The organism is Telluria sp. RB2R28, from assembly GCF_059685835.1.
The window spans coordinates 16,663-35,072 of sequence record NZ_JCASIK010000007.1 but is presented as its reverse complement, the minus strand read 5'-3'; the positions used below and the strand labels follow the sequence as shown (position 1 = coordinate 35,072).

16 protein-coding genes, 2 tRNA genes and 1 pseudogene are annotated in these 18,410 nt (G+C 60.4%); 8 read left to right on the top strand and 11 right to left on the bottom strand.

Annotation, left to right across the window (positions count from 1 at the left end; all coding sequences use genetic code 11):
• Positions 1-9 precede the first annotated feature (9 nt).
• Positions 10-678: an SOUL family heme-binding protein gene (locus AC56LV_RS21415; RefSeq protein ID WP_499560570.1), complete on the bottom strand. Its 669-nt coding sequence runs from the start codon at positions 676-678 to the stop codon at positions 10-12.
• A 281-nt stretch (positions 679-959) separates the two neighbouring features.
• On the opposite strand from AC56LV_RS21415, the gene AC56LV_RS21410 reads away from it, so the two are divergent.
• A complete protein-coding gene (locus AC56LV_RS21410) occupies positions 960-2,498 on the top strand; it encodes an AbgT family transporter (protein WP_499560568.1) in 1,539 nt (512 codons plus the stop codon).
• 94 nt (positions 2,499-2,592) lie between these two features.
• Here the strand turns inward: AC56LV_RS21410 and AC56LV_RS21405 are convergent, their stop codons facing one another.
• Positions 2,593-3,357 carry an HDOD domain-containing protein gene (locus AC56LV_RS21405; RefSeq protein ID WP_499560566.1) on the bottom strand — a complete coding sequence of 255 codons (765 nt, stop codon included), beginning with the start codon at positions 3,355-3,357 and terminating at the stop codon, positions 2,593-2,595.
• Positions 3,358-4,463: 1,106 nt separating this feature from the next.
• A pseudogene (locus AC56LV_RS21400) lies at positions 4,464-4,577 on the bottom strand (integrase core domain-containing protein); the annotation flags it as partial.
• Between the two features lie 307 nt (positions 4,578-4,884).
• Here AC56LV_RS21400 and AC56LV_RS21395 point away from each other — a divergent pair.
• Positions 4,885-5,610: a hypothetical protein gene (locus AC56LV_RS21395; protein WP_499560564.1), complete on the top strand. Its 726-nt coding sequence runs from the start codon at positions 4,885-4,887 to the stop codon at positions 5,608-5,610.
• A gap of 815 nt (positions 5,611-6,425) precedes the next feature.
• Here the strand turns inward: AC56LV_RS21395 and AC56LV_RS21390 are convergent.
• The 3 genes from AC56LV_RS21390 to AC56LV_RS21380 form a co-directional block, all read right to left on the bottom strand.
• Positions 6,426-7,817, bottom strand: coding sequence for a hypothetical protein (locus tag AC56LV_RS21390; RefSeq protein ID WP_499560562.1), 1,392 nt, complete (start codon positions 7,815-7,817; stop codon positions 6,426-6,428).
• A gap of 434 nt (positions 7,818-8,251) precedes the next feature.
• Positions 8,252-8,327 (bottom strand) — tRNA-Phe (locus AC56LV_RS21385).
• 58 nt (positions 8,328-8,385) lie between these two features.
• Positions 8,386-8,871, bottom strand: a complete 486-nt coding sequence (locus AC56LV_RS21380; protein WP_499560560.1) for an acyl-CoA thioesterase — start codon at positions 8,869-8,871, stop codon at positions 8,386-8,388.
• A gap of 181 nt (positions 8,872-9,052) precedes the next feature.
• Here AC56LV_RS21380 and epsC point away from each other — a divergent pair, with 181 nt between their 5' ends.
• Both epsC and AC56LV_RS21370 read left to right on the top strand, forming a co-directional pair.
• A complete protein-coding gene (epsC, locus tag AC56LV_RS21375; protein ID WP_332530455.1) occupies positions 9,053-9,994 on the top strand; it encodes a serine O-acetyltransferase EpsC in 942 nt (313 codons plus the stop codon).
• A gap of 11 nt (positions 9,995-10,005) precedes the next feature.
• Positions 10,006-10,710, top strand: coding sequence for an alpha/beta fold hydrolase (locus AC56LV_RS21370; RefSeq protein ID WP_499560558.1), 705 nt, complete (start codon positions 10,006-10,008; stop codon positions 10,708-10,710).
• 4 nt (positions 10,711-10,714) lie between these two features.
• Here AC56LV_RS21370 and uvsE read toward each other — a convergent pair whose 3' ends face one another.
• The 5 genes from uvsE to AC56LV_RS21345 all read right to left on the bottom strand — a co-directional run bounded on the left by uvsE (position 10,715) and on the right by AC56LV_RS21345 (position 13,749).
• A complete protein-coding gene (gene uvsE / locus AC56LV_RS21365; protein ID WP_499560556.1) occupies positions 10,715-11,629 on the bottom strand; it encodes a UV DNA damage repair endonuclease UvsE in 915 nt (304 codons plus the stop codon).
• A gap of 94 nt (positions 11,630-11,723) precedes the next feature.
• Positions 11,724-12,581, bottom strand: a complete 858-nt coding sequence (locus AC56LV_RS21360) for a CAP domain-containing protein (protein WP_499560554.1) — start codon at positions 12,579-12,581, stop codon at positions 11,724-11,726.
• Positions 12,582-12,603: 22 nt separating this feature from the next.
• Entirely contained in the window at positions 12,604-13,188 is a 585-nt protein-coding gene (locus AC56LV_RS21355) for a lipocalin family protein (RefSeq protein WP_499560552.1), read from the bottom strand.
• Positions 13,189-13,268: 80 nt separating this feature from the next.
• The gene (locus AC56LV_RS21350) at positions 13,269-13,610 is read right to left on the bottom strand and encodes a zinc ribbon domain-containing protein YjdM (RefSeq protein ID WP_499560550.1); all 342 of its coding nucleotides are present in this window, start codon (positions 13,608-13,610) and stop codon (positions 13,269-13,271) included.
• 63 nt (positions 13,611-13,673) lie between these two features.
• Positions 13,674-13,749: transfer RNA gene (locus tag AC56LV_RS21345), tRNA-Phe, on the bottom strand.
• Between the two features lie 174 nt (positions 13,750-13,923).
• Between AC56LV_RS21345 and AC56LV_RS21340 the strand changes: the two genes are divergently transcribed.
• The 4 genes from AC56LV_RS21340 to AC56LV_RS21325 are packed head-to-tail and all read left to right on the top strand — an operon-like array spanning position 13,924 to position 18,379.
• Positions 13,924-15,153 carry an FAD-dependent monooxygenase gene (locus AC56LV_RS21340; RefSeq protein ID WP_499560548.1) on the top strand — a complete coding sequence of 410 codons (1,230 nt, stop codon included), beginning with the start codon at positions 13,924-13,926 and terminating at the stop codon, positions 15,151-15,153.
• 11 nt (positions 15,154-15,164) lie between these two features.
• Complete coding sequence (locus AC56LV_RS21335; RefSeq protein WP_499560546.1) at positions 15,165-15,899, top strand: DsbC family protein; 735 nt, start codon at positions 15,165-15,167, stop codon at positions 15,897-15,899.
• A 5-nt stretch (positions 15,900-15,904) separates the two neighbouring features.
• Positions 15,905-16,507 (top strand): nucleotidyltransferase family protein, encoded by a 603-nt coding sequence (locus tag AC56LV_RS21330; RefSeq protein WP_499560544.1) that lies wholly within the window; start codon positions 15,905-15,907, stop codon positions 16,505-16,507.
• Between the two features lie 51 nt (positions 16,508-16,558).
• Positions 16,559-18,379 carry a M61 family metallopeptidase gene (locus AC56LV_RS21325; protein WP_499560542.1) on the top strand — a complete coding sequence of 607 codons (1,821 nt, stop codon included), beginning with the start codon at positions 16,559-16,561 and terminating at the stop codon, positions 18,377-18,379.
• Positions 18,380-18,410 lie beyond the last annotated feature (31 nt).

Below are 18,410 nucleotides of genomic sequence, written 5' to 3'. Positions count from 1 at the left end.
CGGCGCCGTTCAGTCGAGTTTCAGCCAGATCTCGTTGCGCCGCATGAACCATGGCGTCATCGGGCTGTTGTAGCGCGACAGCACCGGTTCGCTCGTCCAGCGAATATTGGCCGCACGCAGCGCCGCCTGGAGTTCGGCCAGGTGCTTGTCGTAATTGGCTTGCGACCAGAAGCCGGAATACCGGAGCACCGCGACCTGTGCGGGCGGCACTTCGCGCAGCCTGATGCGCGGATCGAGCGGCAGCGGTGCATTGTCCATATTGATATCCCTGGGCAGGACGAACTGCACCAGGATGCCATCGGGACCCGTGCTCTGGGTCACGGGCGCCGTCATGTCCAGCTTGGCCGGGACCGGCGCCTGGGTCACCGGGGCGGTCATGGCAAGCTTGCGTTCGCCCTTGTTCTTGCCAAAGATGTAGCCAGCCAAAATGGGAAAGGCGCGGTTCCCCGCATCATCGGCGGGCGGCGGCATCACCACCTCGGCAACGGTGTAGGCCGCGTACTGGCGAATCTCGAACGCGGGGTAGGACCGCACAATGGTGTAGGCGGGTTCTTCGACCGCGTGGCTGGCTGCGGGCAGCAGCGCCAGCGACAGCCCCAGGACGCAGGCAAGGCCGATCAGCTGTCGTGTGCGCCCTGGCCGGGCTGCGCGGCGGGATGGTTGGGTGGGGGCAGTCATGGCGCACCTTCCTGGGACAGTAGGCATGGCAAGAGCATACACTTGCGCGATACATACTGACAAAGCCGCCCGCCCGTTACGACCGTGCCGCGGCGGCTAGAGTGCTTTTCCTTCGTCCAGCTTATGCGTAACATAGGTCGGGGATGCAAAACGGGCAGGCTTTGTTCTGGCACCGTCCCGCTTGCTTGCTGCTGCTTCTGTGAATCGAATTATCGACAGGGCATTTCTGTCAGTTAAGGGCCACGATGAATAAACAGATAACTGCCCAGAAACCGGGTGGGTTGAACCGTATTTTGAGTGTCATCGAGGTGGCTGGCAACAAGCTGCCCGATCCGGCGATTTTGTTCGCACTGCTGCTGACCCTGGTATGGGCCTTGTCCTGGGCCATGTCCGGCCTGGTCTTCAACGAGATCGATCCACGCACTGGCCAGGCAATCCAGGTCAAGAACCTGCTGGCGCCTGCAGCCCTGACCGACTTCACAGCGAAGATGGTCAATATCTTCGTCACCTTCCCGCCACTGGGCGTGGTTCTGGTGGCGATGCTGGGGTTGGGTGTGGCGGAATATACCGGCTTCATCAACGCCGGCCTGCGCAAGATCCTGGCGATTACGCCGAGAGTATTGCTGACCCCGGTCCTGGTTGCTGTCGGCGTGCTCAGTCATGTCGCCGTCGATGCCGGTTATGTACTCGTCATCCCGCTGGGCGCGGTGATTTTCTATGCAGCGGGCCGCCATCCGTTGGCCGGTATTGCGGCGGCCTTCGCCGGCGTCTCTGGCGGCTTTTCCGCTACCTTCTTCGTTCCATCGAGCCTGGATCCGCTACTGGCCGGGCTGACGCAAGTGGCCGCGCGCCTGTCGTCCGACCCGGCCGCTGCTGCGCTCGTGATCAACCCTCTCAACAACTACTATTTCACGTCGGCCTCGACGCTCCTCGTGGTGCTGATTGGCTGGTTCCTGACCGACAAGGTCATCGAGCCACGCCTGAACAAGACGACGCCGGTCGACGGCGATCCTGCCGGCCTGCCGAAGATGGATGCCTTGCAGGCCAATGAGATCAAAGGGCTGCGCTGGGCCGGTATTGCGATGCTGGCCAGCCTGGCGCTGCTGGTGTTCTCATTCATGCCGGAAGGTTCGGCATGGCGCTCCCCGGATACGCGCGAACTGACCCACTCGTCGGCGCCACTGATGCAGTCGATCGTTGCGCTCATTTTCATGTTCTTCCTTATCCCTGGCGTGGTCTATGGCTACGTCGCCGGCACCGCGAAGAGCCACCGCGACATCGTCAAGGGGATGAGCCACGCCATGAGCGGCATGGGTTACTACATCGTCATGGCCTTCTTCTGTGCGCAGTTCATCCATGCCTTCGGTCAGTCGAATCTGGGCGCGCTGGTCGCCATCAAGGGGGCATTGTGGCTCAAGGAAATGGCCTTTCCGATGGGCGTGACGCTGACAGGCATCGTCCTGCTGACAGGCATGGTCAACCTGTTCGTTGGTTCGGCGTCGGCCAAATGGGCCTTGATCGGGGCCGTGATGGTGCCGATGCTGATGGAACTGGGTGTGTCGCCGGACATGACGCAAGCCGCCTACCGCGTGGGCGATTCCTCGACCAACATCATCACGCCACTGCTGCCATACTTCCCGCTGATCATTGTCTTCTGCCGTAAGTATGTGCAATCGACCGGCATCGGCACGCTGATTGCCCTGATGCTGCCGTACTCGCTGGCATTGCTAACGCTCTGGACCATGTTCCTGCTCGGCTTCTGGGCGCTGGATATCCCGCTCGGTATCGGCTCGACCTATACCTATCCGGCGCTGAGGTGACAAGGGAGTAACCCTGCGAAACCGGCGTGGGTATGAAACACGCCAACCTGAATCGCGCTGTCTCCCCCACGATCGATTTGCCAGACCCGGCGATTCATGGCGCGGCCGAGAAGGATGCGTGAGATGGAAACTTTTTGTGCATCCACTCGCGGTTCAGCTGTAACGCGGTGACGACGTCTTGCGGCAAGCCCTCGAGAATGGCCGGATCGTCGCTCGGCGTGTCGGCCAGCAGGCTGGCCAGGTGGATGATTGCCCCGAGTTTGCTGAACGGGTGGGCGGCCATTGGATCGGATGCGCTTTCTAATGCGTTCACGATGACGACCGGGAAATTCCAGCGACGACAAAGTTCGGCGGTAATGTGCCCCTCCGAAAAGCCCAGCAGGCGTGTTTCGCGTTCCCACCGGCCGCCCGGCAGGTGGGGTTGCGCCTCAATCTCGGCAAAGGTTGTCGGCGCCGCCTGGTAGATCAGCAGTTCGCCAAGCCGCATCATCATGCCTGCGAGCCAGGCATCCTGGGCATCGTCGCCCAGGCAGACGGCCAGCCACTTGGCGTAGCCGGCGCAGGCCATGCTGCTTTTCCAGAACTCGTCGCTGTCGAGGCCCGGCAGGTCCGGGAAGGTTTCGGCGAAGCAGGCAGCCAGGGCCAGGGTGCGTACGTGCCCAAGGCCCGCCATCGCGATGGCGTCGTCGAGTGACGTTACACCACGCGCGGCGCCGAAGCGGGCGCTATTGGCCAGGCGCATCAGTTTGGCGGTGAGGGCAGGGTCGCGCGCGATGATCGCGCTGATTTGGGTAGCCGACGCATCCTCGTCATCGAGCGTTTTGATCAACGCGTGGGCGACTTCTGAAATGACGGGCAACTTTACTGCTTGAAAAAAAGACGATAACTCGCTCATGACGATTCTCCAACGGAACATCGCCGCTGCGACAGGTTGACGGTCGCGCGATGGGGTGACATTGAAATTTCACGATAGCATATTTGTTTCTCTTGGGAACTGGTCAGGGAAATTATTTCTTGCGTCTGACACAAAGATAGCGGATGCCAGAAAGCCCGCTTGGTCTAGTCTATGCGGTAGGACCTTTGCGGCTAGCGTCGCCGCGAAAACTCGGATGATTTCCTAAGGGTTTTGCAGATCCAGCGCAGCGACATGTGGCGAGGAAAGCGCCCCGTGTCGTTACCGAAATAGGGGCCGAAAGCCACTGCGAATTCTTCTGAGCACGCCGCCCAAACGTGGTTTGCCGTCTCAATGTCGATATCGCCTCCCGCCACACTAAAGCCTTCTCTCACCATCTTCATGCCAAGCATGGAGCCCCACCACCGGAGGGGCAGGTATTTCCATGCATGTGCTACGGATCATTCGCAAGGAAATTAGCCATGTCTCACTGGTGCGTGTCCTGCCCGACTTCAAGGTCGACGGGCAGACAGCCGTTTGGCTCGTCTAGCCGAAATCGAATTTCCTTACCCTAAAGATCAGGATTTTTATCGATTTTCTGTTGGAAAAGATTGGCAGGATGCCGGACTAGACCGAGTCCTGAATGTCAAGTCACTCCCAGCAGAAAGAGGTCAACCGAAAATAGACCGGACACGGAGAATTCGACAGTAAGAAAAAAACGTCCAGTTTCATGAGTGGGCGTTAGGTAAGCACTGTTCTTAGTGGCTTTGGCAGAATCGAACTGCCGACACAAGGATTTTCGATCTCCGCGTCGCGTCGCATCTGTCACCACACCAGCAGTTTGCTGGGCCGAGGCTCTCTTACAGCCTGCTGGTTCGCCATGGAGCGTCGCTGATACAACACGCGGGCAGACACGTTGGCACATCGCCCAACTGTTCTGCTGGCCCATACCGTATTCCCCTTACAAACATCAAAGTCCCGGCAATCCATATTTGAGTACGCTGAGAGCACAGATTATGCGGAGAGTACCAGTGTCTGTTTTTTTGTGATACCGTCGAGGGCAATGTTTACTGTTATTGTTGCTTCACAAAGCGAGTAGCAAAGTTCTGGACTTCGTCGAGCATTTCGAACAGATGATGGGCAAACCAATCGTGGCGAACCGTCCTGATGTAGCGCTCCACGTAAGCATCTTGCTGAGGCTAACCAGGTTGGATGAAAGCGTTGCGGGTACTGCCCAGTCCAGCCCAGCGCAGCGTTATTGTGCTAATGTATGAACGACCGTTATCGTATCGAATAGCAGCGCGTTTTGCCGCGCCACTCAATGATCCAGTCGAACGACGGATCACTAGAACGTTATGGGAATCTCGCTCTAATGCTAACTGCCAACTCCAATAAATCGTTTGGCAGTTGGCTCATTCGAATTTTTATGGGGCGGCATGTTAAAATTTATGAATGCCAACATAGTGTCCACTATAATTTAACCGATTAATTTTTATGCTAAAGATTGCTCTGACTCTTCTAGTCGTTCTAATCAGTGTTTATTGGGTTGGCGAAAAAGCCAGAAGGAATCCAAAGATTGATGAATTTTTATCTGCAATCGAAGGACATTACTCAAAACTGAATAACCGACTTGAAGACACCACAATCAAGAACGGACTTCAGTTTCTTCGTAAATTCTATGGGTGGGGAAGCGTATTTCTGTTCGCCTGTCTTTTTTTTGTTCAACGATTTTCTCAGTCACACCCAAAGACAATTTTTCCTCTATTCTGGGGGTTTTCTTTTTTCTTTATGGGTTGGTTCTCCATAAAGTGGGTTATCGATCACAAAAATACCGTTGTGGAGTTTTTGAGAGAAAATGCGCTGATAATTTTTGGCCCACTTATCTTAGGTATTTTTGATCTAATTTTTCGTACGCCATTTGCGAAAATACTATCTCTTCCGTTTGTGCAGCTAGCGGCAACGCTTCACTTCAGCATTCCGGAGGTGTCAAGCCCACTTGCTATCGGCGGTGCTATTTCTCTAATATTTCTTGCCACTTTTAGCGTTTACTACGTCGTCACTTGGGCCGTCACAGTCCCTGTATTTCTGATTTCTGTTTTTGCAGTAGTGTTCCCAATACAGGCCGCGCGCTTTTTGGCGAAAATCGACCGGAACAATACATTTTTCTGGTTTACGGTGTTTTTTATGATTGCGATTTCAACATGGCTGACGCAACTCTAAAATTTTCTTTGAACGTGCGTTTTCAGTGACTACAAAATGGAATGCATTTTTGGGGCCACTCAAAGTCGTCGAGCCTGTGTTCGGTAGTGTGCAGCAGCACCCAGTTCTTTGGCCAAAGTAATGCGCTGGGCCTTGCACTTTGGCTCTAATTCTGAATTCCCGTTTGGCTAAGACAGCCGTGAGGCGAGGTCCGGTTTCAGGCACTTTGTGCTCGCGGTATGATTCCTTTTCGGTTAAGAAGCATCGTTGCGACAGACCGGGTGCGGGATATGGGCGAGATCGAATCAATGGACGATTTAGACAGTTGCTGCAGAGCGGTGATATTCGTGCACTTCACAGCGAGCAAGCCGTAGGAGCTTATACACGGGAAGTGAAAAAAACTGCATGAGTGGGCGCTTTTTCTAAGCACTTTTTGATGGCACGGGGTAGAATTTAATCACCTGACATACGGACCTCATTATTTTTGCGCTTGTTGATACTGTGTTCATGCAATATTCAAGTGCCACCTCGATTCGCTGCTAATAGAATTACGGAAATTTTCCAGACTCTTCAGCGGGGAATTAAAGGTCAACAAGGACGGCAGCAATTCGAGTAGTTGCCTATGTTCGAGAGCCATGCTGGCATACCGAAATCGGTTAGAGCTGAGAGCTGCCAACTCCAAAAACGAGAACGCCCACTTGCATGAGTGGGCTTTGGCTCAAAAATATTCTTGGTGGCTCGGGGCGGGATCGAACCACCGACACGAGGATTTTTAATCTTCGCCTCGCATATTCACCGTAGCGGGTTTTCTAAAAATAAAGATTTTTCGATTCTTCTTACAAGTAACCTTCTCTGTTCAGCGCCGCATGCTCAAGCGAGGACAGTTCGGCAATCCAAGCTTCGTAGGCTGCTCGTTGATCTTTACGAGCACGAACGAATGGTTTGCGCTTTACCACGTATAACGCTTCGGCATCGCGCCAGCCATCTTTTCGCCTGCTGTAATAAACCACCGGATTGACCCCATACTTTTCACACATCGCAGCTGTTGATTCGAACTGCTCCGTTACTCCAGTCAACGGGTTCGTGAACTCTGCTGGGACGAAGTGCCTTGGCGTTGGCGCCTTCGTATTAAATATCTCGCGTTTCGCCCGGCGGCTTCTGGCCAACACCTTCAGTCCTAAGGCATGCAATTTCCTATCGTTTGTCAAGGTCTTGGGATATTTTAGCGCATTGCGCAAGTTAGTCTGGATGTGATGGGCGCTGATTGTCAGAGCCTTCGGGCCAGTGTAGGACTGCTCAATAAACTTACCCCATTCAAACAACGTCCGAGATTCTGGCCCCATCCCAGGCAACTCGATTTCGATTTGCGTTGGATTTTGCGGCGCTTCCAAGAGAAGATTCCACGCTTCCTGGAGCGTGCTGATACCGGCACTATAGCGGGCACGCAATGTGCGCGTTGCCAAAAGCTCATTAGCAATACCAGCTGACTTTGCTTGGAGTTCAAGCTGATTGCGCAAATCACCCCGTGGGGTATACGGCGATCCCGGGTGAAACCGCTGCCAGATATCTTTCGGTGCCTGCCCTGCAACCCTTTTTGGTGTTGTCTTTGCATGGGAAACTGGTGACAACTGCTCAAGCCCAAGCATCTGCGCATTACTACCTCCTACCTTCTCGATCAGCAGCCAGCGGGATCGAGCTTTGACAGTGACCGGGCCTCTGCGTCTTAAGAGCTTCTTGTGATATGGGCAGTTAGCGTCATCTAGAGCAGTCCAAACAGCGGTTTTCGATGAAAAATGAAAAACTTCCGCACCAATAACCAGGGTAACTGGTTGCCCATGTCGCAAATGCGGAGGCCGGTTGCCGCCGCCATCGGCCAAGTTGTAATGCCTGGTAGTACGCGCCTTGAGTTTGGAAACTTCTTCTACTTCTGCAACTTTCCGTGCCTGCGGGCCGGTAGTAGTGCGAATCAGATCGATAGTGAAGTGCGACCTGTAGTTTTCAGCATCTGCTTGGTACTCCCGCATCATGGCATGGTGAAGTCCGCCGACAGTTAAACCAGCCTTCTGCGTTTTCTGGCAGAAGGCCGCATTGTAGTGCAGGTCTAGGCGTACTTGGATATGGAGTGCAGTCTCGCCGACGTACTCATAGGTTTCATCGTCCCAAGTTGGCGTATGGCGCACCATGTATACATATCCGACATGATCCTCGGTCTCAAGAGATGCTTCCATAGCGTCAGCTTCTTCGATGACTATTTCGGTACCTGCCCTATACGCCTCGACGGCTTGGCATAGGCGCGTTTGCTTCGCTTCTAAGGACTCTGTAGTCAGTAGTGTCGACATAGGTTTACACGAAGAATCCTCAAAGATTTATCAAAAGATTGCGAGATGTAAATATAGCATGGTTGCCTTTGATATATTTGTGGCGTTTATCTATCTAGTAAATATTGGCGCACGTCAGAGCGGGGAATCGACAGCGGGACGTCGAGACAATTTGATCATCTTATATGGACGCCGCGACTCAAAGGCGATGAAGGAATCATCGGACGACTGGACGTTTGCTCTGTAGTTAGGATTTAGCTGAAGATAGACCGCTTACAAGGAATGCGGATCCCAGAAACAACAACGCCCACTTGCATGAGTGGGCGTTGCGTGAACGATATTCTTGGTGGCCCGGGGCGGAATCGAACCACCGACACAAGGATTTTCAATCCTCTGCTCTACCAACTGAGCTACCAGGCCAAGAGCGCGCAATTATAGCAGCGTTTGTGGCAAGCAGACAATCCTCCCGCGCCGATCCTCAACCCTTGCTGCTGATGCGCCGCGCATGATCCCGCTCGAGTGCAAGGCGCAGGTCGCGGCGCCCCTTGGCTTCCTCGAAGCGGCGCACTTCATCCGGCGTCGACGGGACCAGCGGCGGGATCGAAGCCGGCTTCTTGTCGTCGCCCACTGCCACCATCGTGAAAAAGCAGCTGTTCACATGGCGCACGGCCTTGCTGCGGATGTCCTCGGCAATCACCTTGATGCCGATTTCCATCGAGCTGCGGCCAGTAAAGTTCACTGCGGCCAGGAAGGTCACCAGTTCACCGACATGGATCGGCTGGCGGAAGGTCACCTGGTCGACGCTCATCGTCACCACGTAGCGCCCGGCATAGCGGCTGGCGCAGGCGTAGGCTGCCTGGTCGAGCAGTTTCAGGATGGTGCCGCCGTGGACGTTGCCGGAGAAATTGGCCGTGTCGGGCGTCATCAGCACTGTCATGCTGAGCTGGTGGGAGGGCAGGTTCATGGTTGCAATCAATACAAGTGGCTGGGCGAGTGCTGATGTTGCCTTAGAAACTGCCGCGCGGCAAGGTCAGCCGTGGTGATCCGCGATCTGCTGACCCGGTGAAAAAGTAGTCCGACAAACGCGCTTGCCGAAATACCCATAAAATCGTGGCATCACCATGCAAACCCGCTAGGCTCGGCAAATGAACAGCGAACTCCCATACCAAGGTGGATCGGTGCAGTGGCACCTTGGTCCCGTCATCGATGCACTCCGCACGTCGCGCGAGTCGACCCACAATATCCGTCACCAGGGGCGCGTGCGCGAACTGCCGTCGCGCGAGGTGCTGCGCCAGATCGTCGATGGCCTGTCGGCCGCGCTGTTTCCCACGCATTACGGGCGCCCCGACCTGAACGACGAGAGCATCGACTACTACGTTGCCGATACGCTCAACGTGGCGCTCGACCGGCTGGTCGAGCAGGTGCGGCGTGCGCTGCGCTTCTCGCCGGCGGCGCCGTCCGACGCGTCCGGTGCAGATGCCCAGCGTGAAGACCTCGTGCTGGCCGAGCGTGCCCGCGCGATCACGCGCGAGTTCGCGGCCCGCCTGCCTGGTTTACGTGCATTGCTGGTGTCGGACGTACAGGCTGCGCTTGCGGGCGATCCGGCTGCCACCTCGGTCGCCGAGATCATGCTGTGCTATCCCGGCACCATCGCCATCCTGTACCACCGCATCGCGCATTGCCTGACCCGCCTGGGCGTGCCGTTCCTGGCGCGCGTGGTGGCCGATATCGGCCACTCGCTCACCGGTATCGACATCCACCCCGGCGCGCAGATCGGCGGCAGCTTCTTCATCGACCACGGCACCGGCGTCGTGATCGGCGAAACCGCGATCCTCGGCGAGCGCGTGCGCCTGTACCAGGCGGTCACGCTGGGCGCCAAGCGCTTCCCGGTTGACGACAGCGGCGCCCTCGTCAAGGGTATTCCACGGCATCCGATCGTCGAGGACGACGTCGTCATCTATGCCGGCGCCACCATCCTGGGCCGGATCACCATCGGCGCCGGGTCGACCATCGGCGGTAATGTCTGGCTCACGCAAAGCGTCCCGCCGGGCAGCAATGTGTCGCAGGCGCAGATGCGCAATACCTGAGCAGCAGGACAATGACGATTCTGCTGGTACCCGGCTACATGGCCGATGACACGCTGTGGGACGACCTGCTCGCACCGCTCGCGCCATTCGGCCCGCTCGTGCATGCCGACCTGCGCCACGACACGTCGCTCGAAGCAATGGCCGCGCGCGTGCTGCGCGATGCGCCGCCGTCGTTCATCCTCATCGGCTTTTCAATGGGCGGCTATGTCGCGCGCGAGATCGTGCGCCAGGCGCCCGAACGGGTGGAGGCGCTGGCCCTGATCGCCAGCTCGACCCGGCCCGATACCGATGCGGTCAAACAAGGCAAGCGCTCGGTGGCACGCTCGGCACCGTCGGTGTCGTTCGCGGGCCTGAGCCGCACCGCGATCGCCACGTCGCTGCATCGTAAAAATGCGGGCGACGACGCGCTGATCGAGCGTGTACGCCAGATGGGTGTGCGGCTGGGGGCGGAGGCGTTTCGTAACCAGTCGATGGTCGAGCGCCCCGGCGACCTGCATCTGCTGGACCATATCCGCTGCCCGACGCTGATCGTCGCGGCCGGCCACGATCGCCTGCGCAGCCTGGAAGAATCGCGGGAACTGCATGCGGGGATTGCCGGGTCCACCTTTGCCATCATCGAGGACAGCGGCCACATGATCCCGATCGAAGCGCCGCAGGCGCTGGCCGATGTGCTGGTGCCGTGGCTGGAAAGCGTGTCAGCCTTGCGCGCCGGCTGAACGACTACGCTGTGGCGGGCGTGACTTTCTCGCACCAGCCGTGCAGGCCGCGGATCGCATCTTCCTTGTGCTTGGCCTCGATCTCGATCCACGGCGCCTGCAGGTAGGACGACGGCATCACCGAGATCAGGTCGGAATGCTGGCGGTCGTTGAAGCCTTCGCGCCCGTTCGAAATGTGCACCAGTTGGTGCGCGGGATCGGGCCAGGTCGCACGGGCCTTGGCCAGCGTCTCGGCCACGCTCGGGTGATCGTAGCTGTCGAGCTTTTCGTGAACGATGTGGTGATGGGCGTCGAACACCATCGGGATGCCCGCGCGCACGCAGACGGCGTGGATCTCGTCGGCGCTGTAGGCGTATTCGTCGTTCTCCAGGCACAGGCGGCTGCGGATCGCCTCGGGCAGTTCGGCGATGCGGGCCACCAGCTGGTCTTCGCGGTCGGATTTGCCGCCGTGGATTTCGAGCAGGGCCCACGGTGAGCGCGGCTGCTCCAGCAAATCCATGATGTCGGCGTGCATCTGCAGGATCTTGACGCTGTTGGCGACGACGTTCTCCGAATCCGAGCTCAGTACCACGAACTGGTCGGGATGCATCACCAGCCGGATGCCGCGTTCGGTCGCGCGCCGGCCCGAGCGGCCCAGCGTTTCCTTGAATTTTTCCAGAATCGCCAGGCCGAACGGCTCGTCGGCGAACGGGAAGATCGATGACGGCATCCGGTACAGTTTGATGCCTTCGCGCTCGCAGTAGCGCAGCGCGTTGTCGAGCGTCTGGATATTGTCGCGGTAGATGTCTTCCAGCGCGCGCTGCTGACCTTCTTCGGACAGGTCGAGCAGGCGCTTGCGCGTGATCGTGCGATACCGCACCTCTTTCGAGACGGTGATGCAGACAAGGCCGAGGTGTGGTTGGGTGGCGATCAGGGTCATGGTGCAGGCAAGTCTAGCCGAAGCAGCGTTGACGAAGAGCGCGCCTGGGGTTGAAACAGGGTCGAAAGCGGGGCAGGCGCGCGTTGGTGCAACGTTACCGCCGCGTGCCGAACACCTGGGTCCAGTAAATGATGCCCGCCTGCCGGTCGGCCGTAACGCCGTAGGCCGCGCCCATCTCGGTGAAGTCCGCTTGCATGATATTGGCGCAGTGCCCCGGGCTGTCGATCCAGCCGTCGACAGCTTCCTGTGGCGAGTGCTGGCCGAAGGCGATGTTTTCGCCCAGCCGGTGCCAGCGGTATCCGGCGCGTGTGGCGCGATCTGCCGGGTCGCTGCCGTCCTGTGCGTAGTGGTTGAAGTAGCGGCGGGTGGCCATGTCGCGGCTGTGGGCCAGCGCGGCCTCGCCCAGCACCGCGTTCCATTGCAAGGGCGGCGCCGGCGCAAACGCGCGGTCGCCGCACATGCGGGCGCTGGCGCGTGCAACATTGACCGCCTCAAGGATGGCGCGGCCAGCGTCGCGCCAGTCCGGGTAGGTGGTCGATGGTAAGGGCGGCGCCGGGCGGGCCAGCACGACGGTCCAGGTTGCGCCTTCGCGGTAGCTGCCCACGGCCGAGAATTGTTCGCTGCGCAGCACCTTGCAGTACTTCTGCTGCAGCACCTTCATGGCGGCCACGGCATCTTCCGGACCGGTGACGTCAACGGAATCCGCGTTATCGGCGGCGTAGCCGGCCTGCGCCAGGGCTGATTCAATGAAGGTCCCGAAGCCAATCCGGATCTGCGCCAGGGCCGGCTCGGCGACCAGCGGCGTCACGGGTGCGACGGGTGCGCCGTCGCAGTCGGCCGGGTTGGCGCGGTAAGCATTGATCAGCGCTGCCAGCGGATCGGCAGCAAGGGGCTGGGCCCAGGCTGGCGCGATCGATGTCAGCAGGCCGAGCCCGCACAGGGCCGCGCGCATGACCAATCGCTTCACCGGCCGGTCACTGCGCGGCTTGCGGCGCCACCGTATGCGGGGTGAGCACGAGTTTCGAGGTGTCCAGGCCCTGGGCCTTCAGGCGTGCCAGCAAGGCGTTGTATTCGGCGGGGGCGACCTGGGGCGTGCGCGACAGGATCCACAGGTATTCGCGCTTGGGCTCACTGACGGCGGAGAGCTGGTACTTGTTGTCCAGATCGATCACCCAGTAATCGCCCCACACCATCGGGATGAACGACAGGATCGCCGGTGCGAAGCGCACCTCGAGCTTGGGCGACGTGGCCGCGCCCGGCTGGCGCGCGACGCCTTCGGCTGTATCGATCTTGCCGTCTGCCGTGCGGCAGCGGTTGATGACCTTGACCCGGCCGTCCTTGTCGAGGTTATAGGTGGCGCTGGTGTCGCCCACGCATTTTTTCTGGAATTCGTTCGGGAACTTGGCGATTTCGTACCAGACGCCCATATAGCGGGGCACCGCGAGCGATTCGATCGGCTGCAATGGCCTGGCGGCGTCAGCAGCCAATGCCGACCCGGCGCAGAGGCCGGACAGGGCGAGCGTAGCGCACGCGGCAAGGAACGATGACTTGGCAAACATGGGAACCTCTTGTGATCTTGAAGGCTCCCAGAATAATGACAAAGCCGCAATGGTGTCGCATGGTTTATAGCGCCACGCCATCACACCTTGCGCACGAACTCCGTCTTCAGACTCATGGCGCCGAAGCCATCGATCTTGCAATCGATATCGTGGTCAGCATCGACCAGGCGGATGTTCTTGACCTTGGTACCCTGCTTGATCACGCCGCCCGAGCCTTTTGGCTTGAGGTCCTTGATCACGGTGACGGTGTCGCCGTCCTGGAGGATGTTGCCCGACGCATCTTTGTAGACGCGCACGGTCTCAGCGGCAGCTGCGCCCGCGATCGGCCACTCGTGCGCGCATTCCGGGCAGACGTATTGGCCGGCGCCGTCGTCATAGGTGTAGGCCGATTGGCAGAGGGGGCAGGGCGGAAGGGTATGCATGAGTGGCCTTGGAATGCAAAAACGCCACTCGGTGGTGGCGTTTTTTGCGTGTTGCTGAATTCTTGGTGGCCCGGGGCGGAATCGAACCACCGACACAAGGATTTTCAATCCTCTGCTCTACCAACTGAGCTACCAGGCCAAGAGAGGCACGATTATAGCCAGCGTTTTTCAGTTGCGCAAGTGCTCTTGCGCGCGCGGCAGCGCAAACGTTGTCTGTGCGTCGCTGTCGGGCGCATCGGCCTGTCCCGCTCACCTGCGCGGGTGCGAGCCCGCCGCCCGGCCCCCGGCACCGGCATATCGCTATAATGCCTTCATGACCACGCCCACGACCTCTACCATCCGGACCGACGTCTGCATCGTCGGCAATGGCGCTATCGCCAAGACGGCAGCCCTCGGCTTCGCCCAGGCCGGCCACAGCGTGACGCTGCTGGCGCCGCCGGCCCGGCAGGCGCCCGCTGCAGCGACTCCACCGGCAGCCGAGCGACCGTGGGACGTGCGCGTGTATGCGCTCAACCACACGGCGCACGACCTGCTGTCGTCACTGAAAGTATGGGACGCCCTCGACATGGCGCGCATCGCGCCGGTCGATGCGATGGACGTGCATGGCGACGGCGCCGATGGCGGCAGCCTGGGCTTCGATGCCTTCGGCGCCCGCGTCGGCACGCTCGCGTGGATCGTCGAAGACCAGAACCTGAATGGCGCGCTCGATGCCGCGCTCCGTTTCGCGCACAATGTGCAGCGGGTCGAAGGCCGTGCCTGCGAGCTCACCTGCAGCGACAGCGGCGCCGCCGTGCGGCTCGAAGACGGGCGCCGTGTCGAGTGCGCGCTGCTGGTCGGCGCGGACGGGCGCGAATCGTGGGTGCGCGGGCAGTGCGATATCGGCGTCGATTACCGCATGTACCACCAGAGCGCCATCGTCACCAACTTCGCCTGCGACAAGCCGCACCACGGCGTTGCGCACCAGTGGTTCACGGGTTCGGACGGCATCATCGCGTTGCTGCCGCTGCCGGGCAACCGCGTCTCGCTCGTGTGGTCGGCGCCGGAAACCCTGGCCGCCACGCTGATGGAAGAGTCGCTGGGCGAGCTGGCGATCCGGCTTGGCGAATACGCCGACGACAAACTCGGCACGCTGCGGCCATTGCAGCCCGACGCCGTGGCCGCCGTGCCGCTGGCGCTGATCAAGCCGCATGCGATGGTGGCGCCGCACGTGGCGCTGGTGGGCGACGCTGCGCACGCCGTGCATCCGCTGGCCGGCCATGGGATGAACCTGGGGTTTGGCGACATCGTCGACCTGCTGGCCATCGTGCGTGACCGCGAAGAGCGGCGCGCCATCGGCGACGAGCGGGTGCTGGCGCGCTACGCCCGCAAGCGCAAGGAAGATGTCCTGCTGATGCAATTGGCCACCGACGGACTCGAACGCCTGTTCGGCGCGAACCTGGAACCGCTGCGCGTGGTCCGGAATATCGGCCTGAACCTGCTCAATAACATGCCGGCACTGAAGCGGCGCCTGATGGCCCATGCCATGGGCAAGTCATCAATCTGAGGAATACAAGCATGCTTAAAATGAAGATCGCCGTCCTGCTGGCGACTGGCCTTCTCGCATCGTGCGTCGATGCGCAGACCAACGTCGAATCGACGATCAAGAAGGCGCTCGAGCCACGCCTGAGCGGCGCGAAGATCGAGTCCGTCAAGGAAACCCCGTATTCGGGCCTGTACGAAGTACGCGTCGCGGGCGACATCCTGTACACCGACAAGAAGGGCGAGTACCTCGTCATCGGCCAGGTGTACGACGTGAAAAGCTCGCGCAACCTGACGCGCGAACGCATCGATGAAGTCAACAAGATCAAGTTCTCTGACCTGCCGCTCGAGATGGCGCTCAAGCAGGTCAAGGGCAACGGCAAGCGCGTGATCGCGGTGTTCGAAGATCCGAACTGCGGCTACTGCAAGCGCCTGCGCCAGACCACGCTCAAGGAGATCGACAACGTCACGATCTACACCTTCATGTACAACATCCTGTCCGAGGATTCGTCGGTGAAGTCGAAGAACATCTGGTGCGCGTCCGACCGCAACAAGGCCTGGGATGACTGGATGATCGCCGGTAAAGTGCCGCCGGCCACGCCGGCTGCGTGCGAATCGCCGAACGAGAAGGTGCTCGCCCTGGGCCAGAAGCTGCGCATCACCGGCACGCCGGCGATCTTCTTCGCCGATGGCTCGCGCATCCCGGGCGCGATCGACCTCAAGGCGCTCGAAGGCAAGTTCGATTCGCTCGAAGGCAAGGCCGGGAAGTAACCGGCGTGCCGCCGCGCGACAGCAGCACGCTCACCGGCATCCTGCTGGCCGCAGGGCGCGGCCGGCGTTTCGATCCGGCCGGTGTGCGCAACAAGCTGCTCCAGCGTTTGCCGGGCGGCGACTTCGTCGTCGTGGCCAGCGCGCGCAAGCTGCTGGCGGTGCTGCCGCATGTGGTGGCGGTGGTGCCACCAAGCGATGGCGGCGTGGCCGATGCGCTGCGCGCGCTTGGCTGCACCGTCACCGTGTGCCCGGACGCCGACAGCGGCATGGGCCTGTCGCTGGCGCATGCGATCCGCCATGCGCCTCTTGATACGCATGGCGCTGGCGGCTGGCTGGTGGCGCTGGGTGACATGCCGTTCGTGACTGAAGCCACGCTGCAGGCGCTGGTGCGCGCAATTGATGAAGGCGCCGGGATTGCGGCGCCGCTGTTCGATGGCCGTCGTGGCAATCCGGTCGCGTTTGGCGCGATCCACCAAGAGGCCTTGCTGGCGCTGGACGGCGACCAGGGCGCGCGGCGATTGCTCGCGAGCAGGCCGGTGACCACAGTCGCCGTGCCCGACCCCGGCATCCTGCGCGACATCGATACCCAAGGCGATCTGCCAGCCTGAATCCGCTTACACTATTGTCCATACGGCGCGACCCGAGACCAACCCCAGATCATGAAAAAGCCATCGCAAAAAAAACAGAGCGCAATTTTCTACACCATCGTCCCGCGGGACCTGGCCGGTCACTTGTTCAACGTCACGCTGACGGTGGCCAATCCCGATCCTGACGGGCAGACCTTCGCGCTGCCGGCCTGGATCCCGGGCAGCTACATGATCCGCGAGTTCGCGCGCAATATCGTGCGTATCCGCGCCGAGCGGGCCGGGGCCGCGGTGGCGCTGACAAAACTCGACAAGCACACGTGGCGCGCAGCACCAGGCGCCGGCCCGCTGACGCTGCACTACGAGGTGTACGCATGGGACCTGTCGGTGCGCGCCGCGCACCTGGACCAGACCCACGGCTTCTTCAACGGCACCAGCGTGTTCCTGCGCGTGGTGGGGCAGGAAGCGACGGCGCACCAGGTCGACATCCAGCGACCGGCCGATGCAGCTGCGCGCACCTGGCGCGTGGCGACCTCGATGAAAGAAGCGGGCGCGAAGCGCTACGGCTTCGGCACCTACGGCGCGGCCAACTACGATGAGCTGATCGACCACCCGGTCGAGATGGGCGACTTCGAACTGGCGACGTTCGAGGCGCACGGCATCCCGCACGACATCGTCATCACGGGCCGCGTGCCCAACCTGGACATGGCGCGCCTGCAGGCCGACCTGAAAGCCATCTGCGAAACCCAGATCGTCTTCTTCGAACCACTGACCAAGCGCGCCCCGCTTGAACGTTACGTGTTCATGACGATGGCCGTGGGCGACGGTTACGGCGGCCTCGAACACCGCGCCTCGACCGCGCTGATCTGCGCGCGCGCCGACCTGCCCACCACGGCGAACCAGAAACCCGGCGAACCGGGCGAAGGCTATCTGCAGTTCCTGGGCCTGTGCAGCCACGAGTACTTCCATACCTGGAACGTCAAGCGCATCAAGCCGGCCGTGTTCGCGCCGTACGACCTGCAGGTCGAGAACTACACGCCGCTCCTGTGGCTGTTCGAGGGCTTTACCAGCTACTACGACGACCTGATGCTGGTACGCGCCGGGATCATCGGTGAAACGACGTATTTCAAGCTGCAGGCCAAATCCATATGTGGCGTGCTGCGCGGCAGCGGGCGCCTGAAGCAGAGCGTGGCCGAGTCGAGCTTTGACGCCTGGAGCAAGTACTACCGCCAGGACGAGAACTCGCCCAATGCGATCATCAGCTACTACACCAAGGGTTCGCTGATTGCGCTGGCGTTCGACCTGACGATCCGCGCCAAGACGGGCGGGGCGAAGTCACTCGACGACGTGATGCTGGCGTTGTGGGAGCGTTTCGGCCGCGATTTTTATCCGAGCGTCGGGCGCGGCGTGACCGAGCACGAAGTCGAAGCGCTGTTCGATGAAGTCAGCGGCCTGAAACTCAGGAACCTGTTCGAGCGCTATGTGCGCGGCGTGGAAGACCTGCCGCTGGCCAAGTTGTACGCGCCGTTCGGCGTCAAGCTGGTTGACGAACGCAAGACCGGCAAGGCGTCGCTTGACGCCGGCATCGGGCGCGATCCGCTGGGCGCCAGGCTCACGCAGGTGCATGAAGGCGGCGCCGCGCACCTGGCCGGGTTGTCGGCGCTTGACGTGGTCATTGCCATCGACGGGCTGCGCGTGAACGGCAATCCGTCGAATGTCGATGCGCTGCTGGCGCGCTATCGCGTCGGCGACCGGGTGCCGGTGCACGCTTTCCGGCGCGATGAACTGATGGCGTTCGACGTCACGCTGCAGGGCGACCGCGTGCCGGTGATCACGCTGTCGCAGGCAGCGGCAGGGCGCAAGCCGGCAGCGCTCAAGCGACCGAGCGCCGTCTAGTCGCACCGGGTGGCGGGCACGACCCGCCGCC

Bases quoted from the DNA above. Each gene is read 5' to 3' on its own strand.
- AC56LV_RS21415 (WP_499560570.1), bottom strand. From the start codon at position 678: ATGACTGCCCCCACCCAACCATCCCGCCGCGCAGCCCGGCCAGGGCGC.
- AC56LV_RS21395 (WP_499560564.1), top strand. From the start codon at position 4,885: ATGCTAAAGATTGCTCTGACTCTTCTAGTCGTTCTAATCAGTGTTTAT.
- AC56LV_RS21390 (WP_499560562.1), bottom strand. From the start codon at position 7,817: ATGGAAGCATCTCTTGAGACCGAGGATCATGTCGGATATGTATACATG.
- AC56LV_RS21380 (WP_499560560.1), bottom strand. From the start codon at position 8,871: ATGAACCTGCCCTCCCACCAGCTCAGCATGACAGTGCTGATGACGCCC.
- epsC (WP_332530455.1), top strand. From the start codon at position 9,053: ATGAACAGCGAACTCCCATACCAAGGTGGATCGGTGCAGTGGCACCTT.
- AC56LV_RS21370 (WP_499560558.1), top strand. From the start codon at position 10,006: ATGACGATTCTGCTGGTACCCGGCTACATGGCCGATGACACGCTGTGG.
- uvsE (WP_499560556.1), bottom strand. From the start codon at position 11,629: ATGACCCTGATCGCCACCCAACCACACCTCGGCCTTGTCTGCATCACC.
- AC56LV_RS21360 (WP_499560554.1), bottom strand. From the start codon at position 12,581: ATGCGCGCGGCCCTGTGCGGGCTCGGCCTGCTGACATCGATCGCGCCA.
- AC56LV_RS21355 (WP_499560552.1), bottom strand. From the start codon at position 13,188: ATGTTTGCCAAGTCATCGTTCCTTGCCGCGTGCGCTACGCTCGCCCTG.
- AC56LV_RS21350 (WP_499560550.1), bottom strand. From the start codon at position 13,610: ATGCATACCCTTCCGCCCTGCCCCCTCTGCCAATCGGCCTACACCTAT.
- AC56LV_RS21340 (WP_499560548.1), top strand. From the start codon at position 13,924: ATGACCACGCCCACGACCTCTACCATCCGGACCGACGTCTGCATCGTC.
- AC56LV_RS21335 (WP_499560546.1), top strand. From the start codon at position 15,165: ATGCTTAAAATGAAGATCGCCGTCCTGCTGGCGACTGGCCTTCTCGCA.
- AC56LV_RS21325 (WP_499560542.1), top strand. From the start codon at position 16,559: ATGAAAAAGCCATCGCAAAAAAAACAGAGCGCAATTTTCTACACCATC.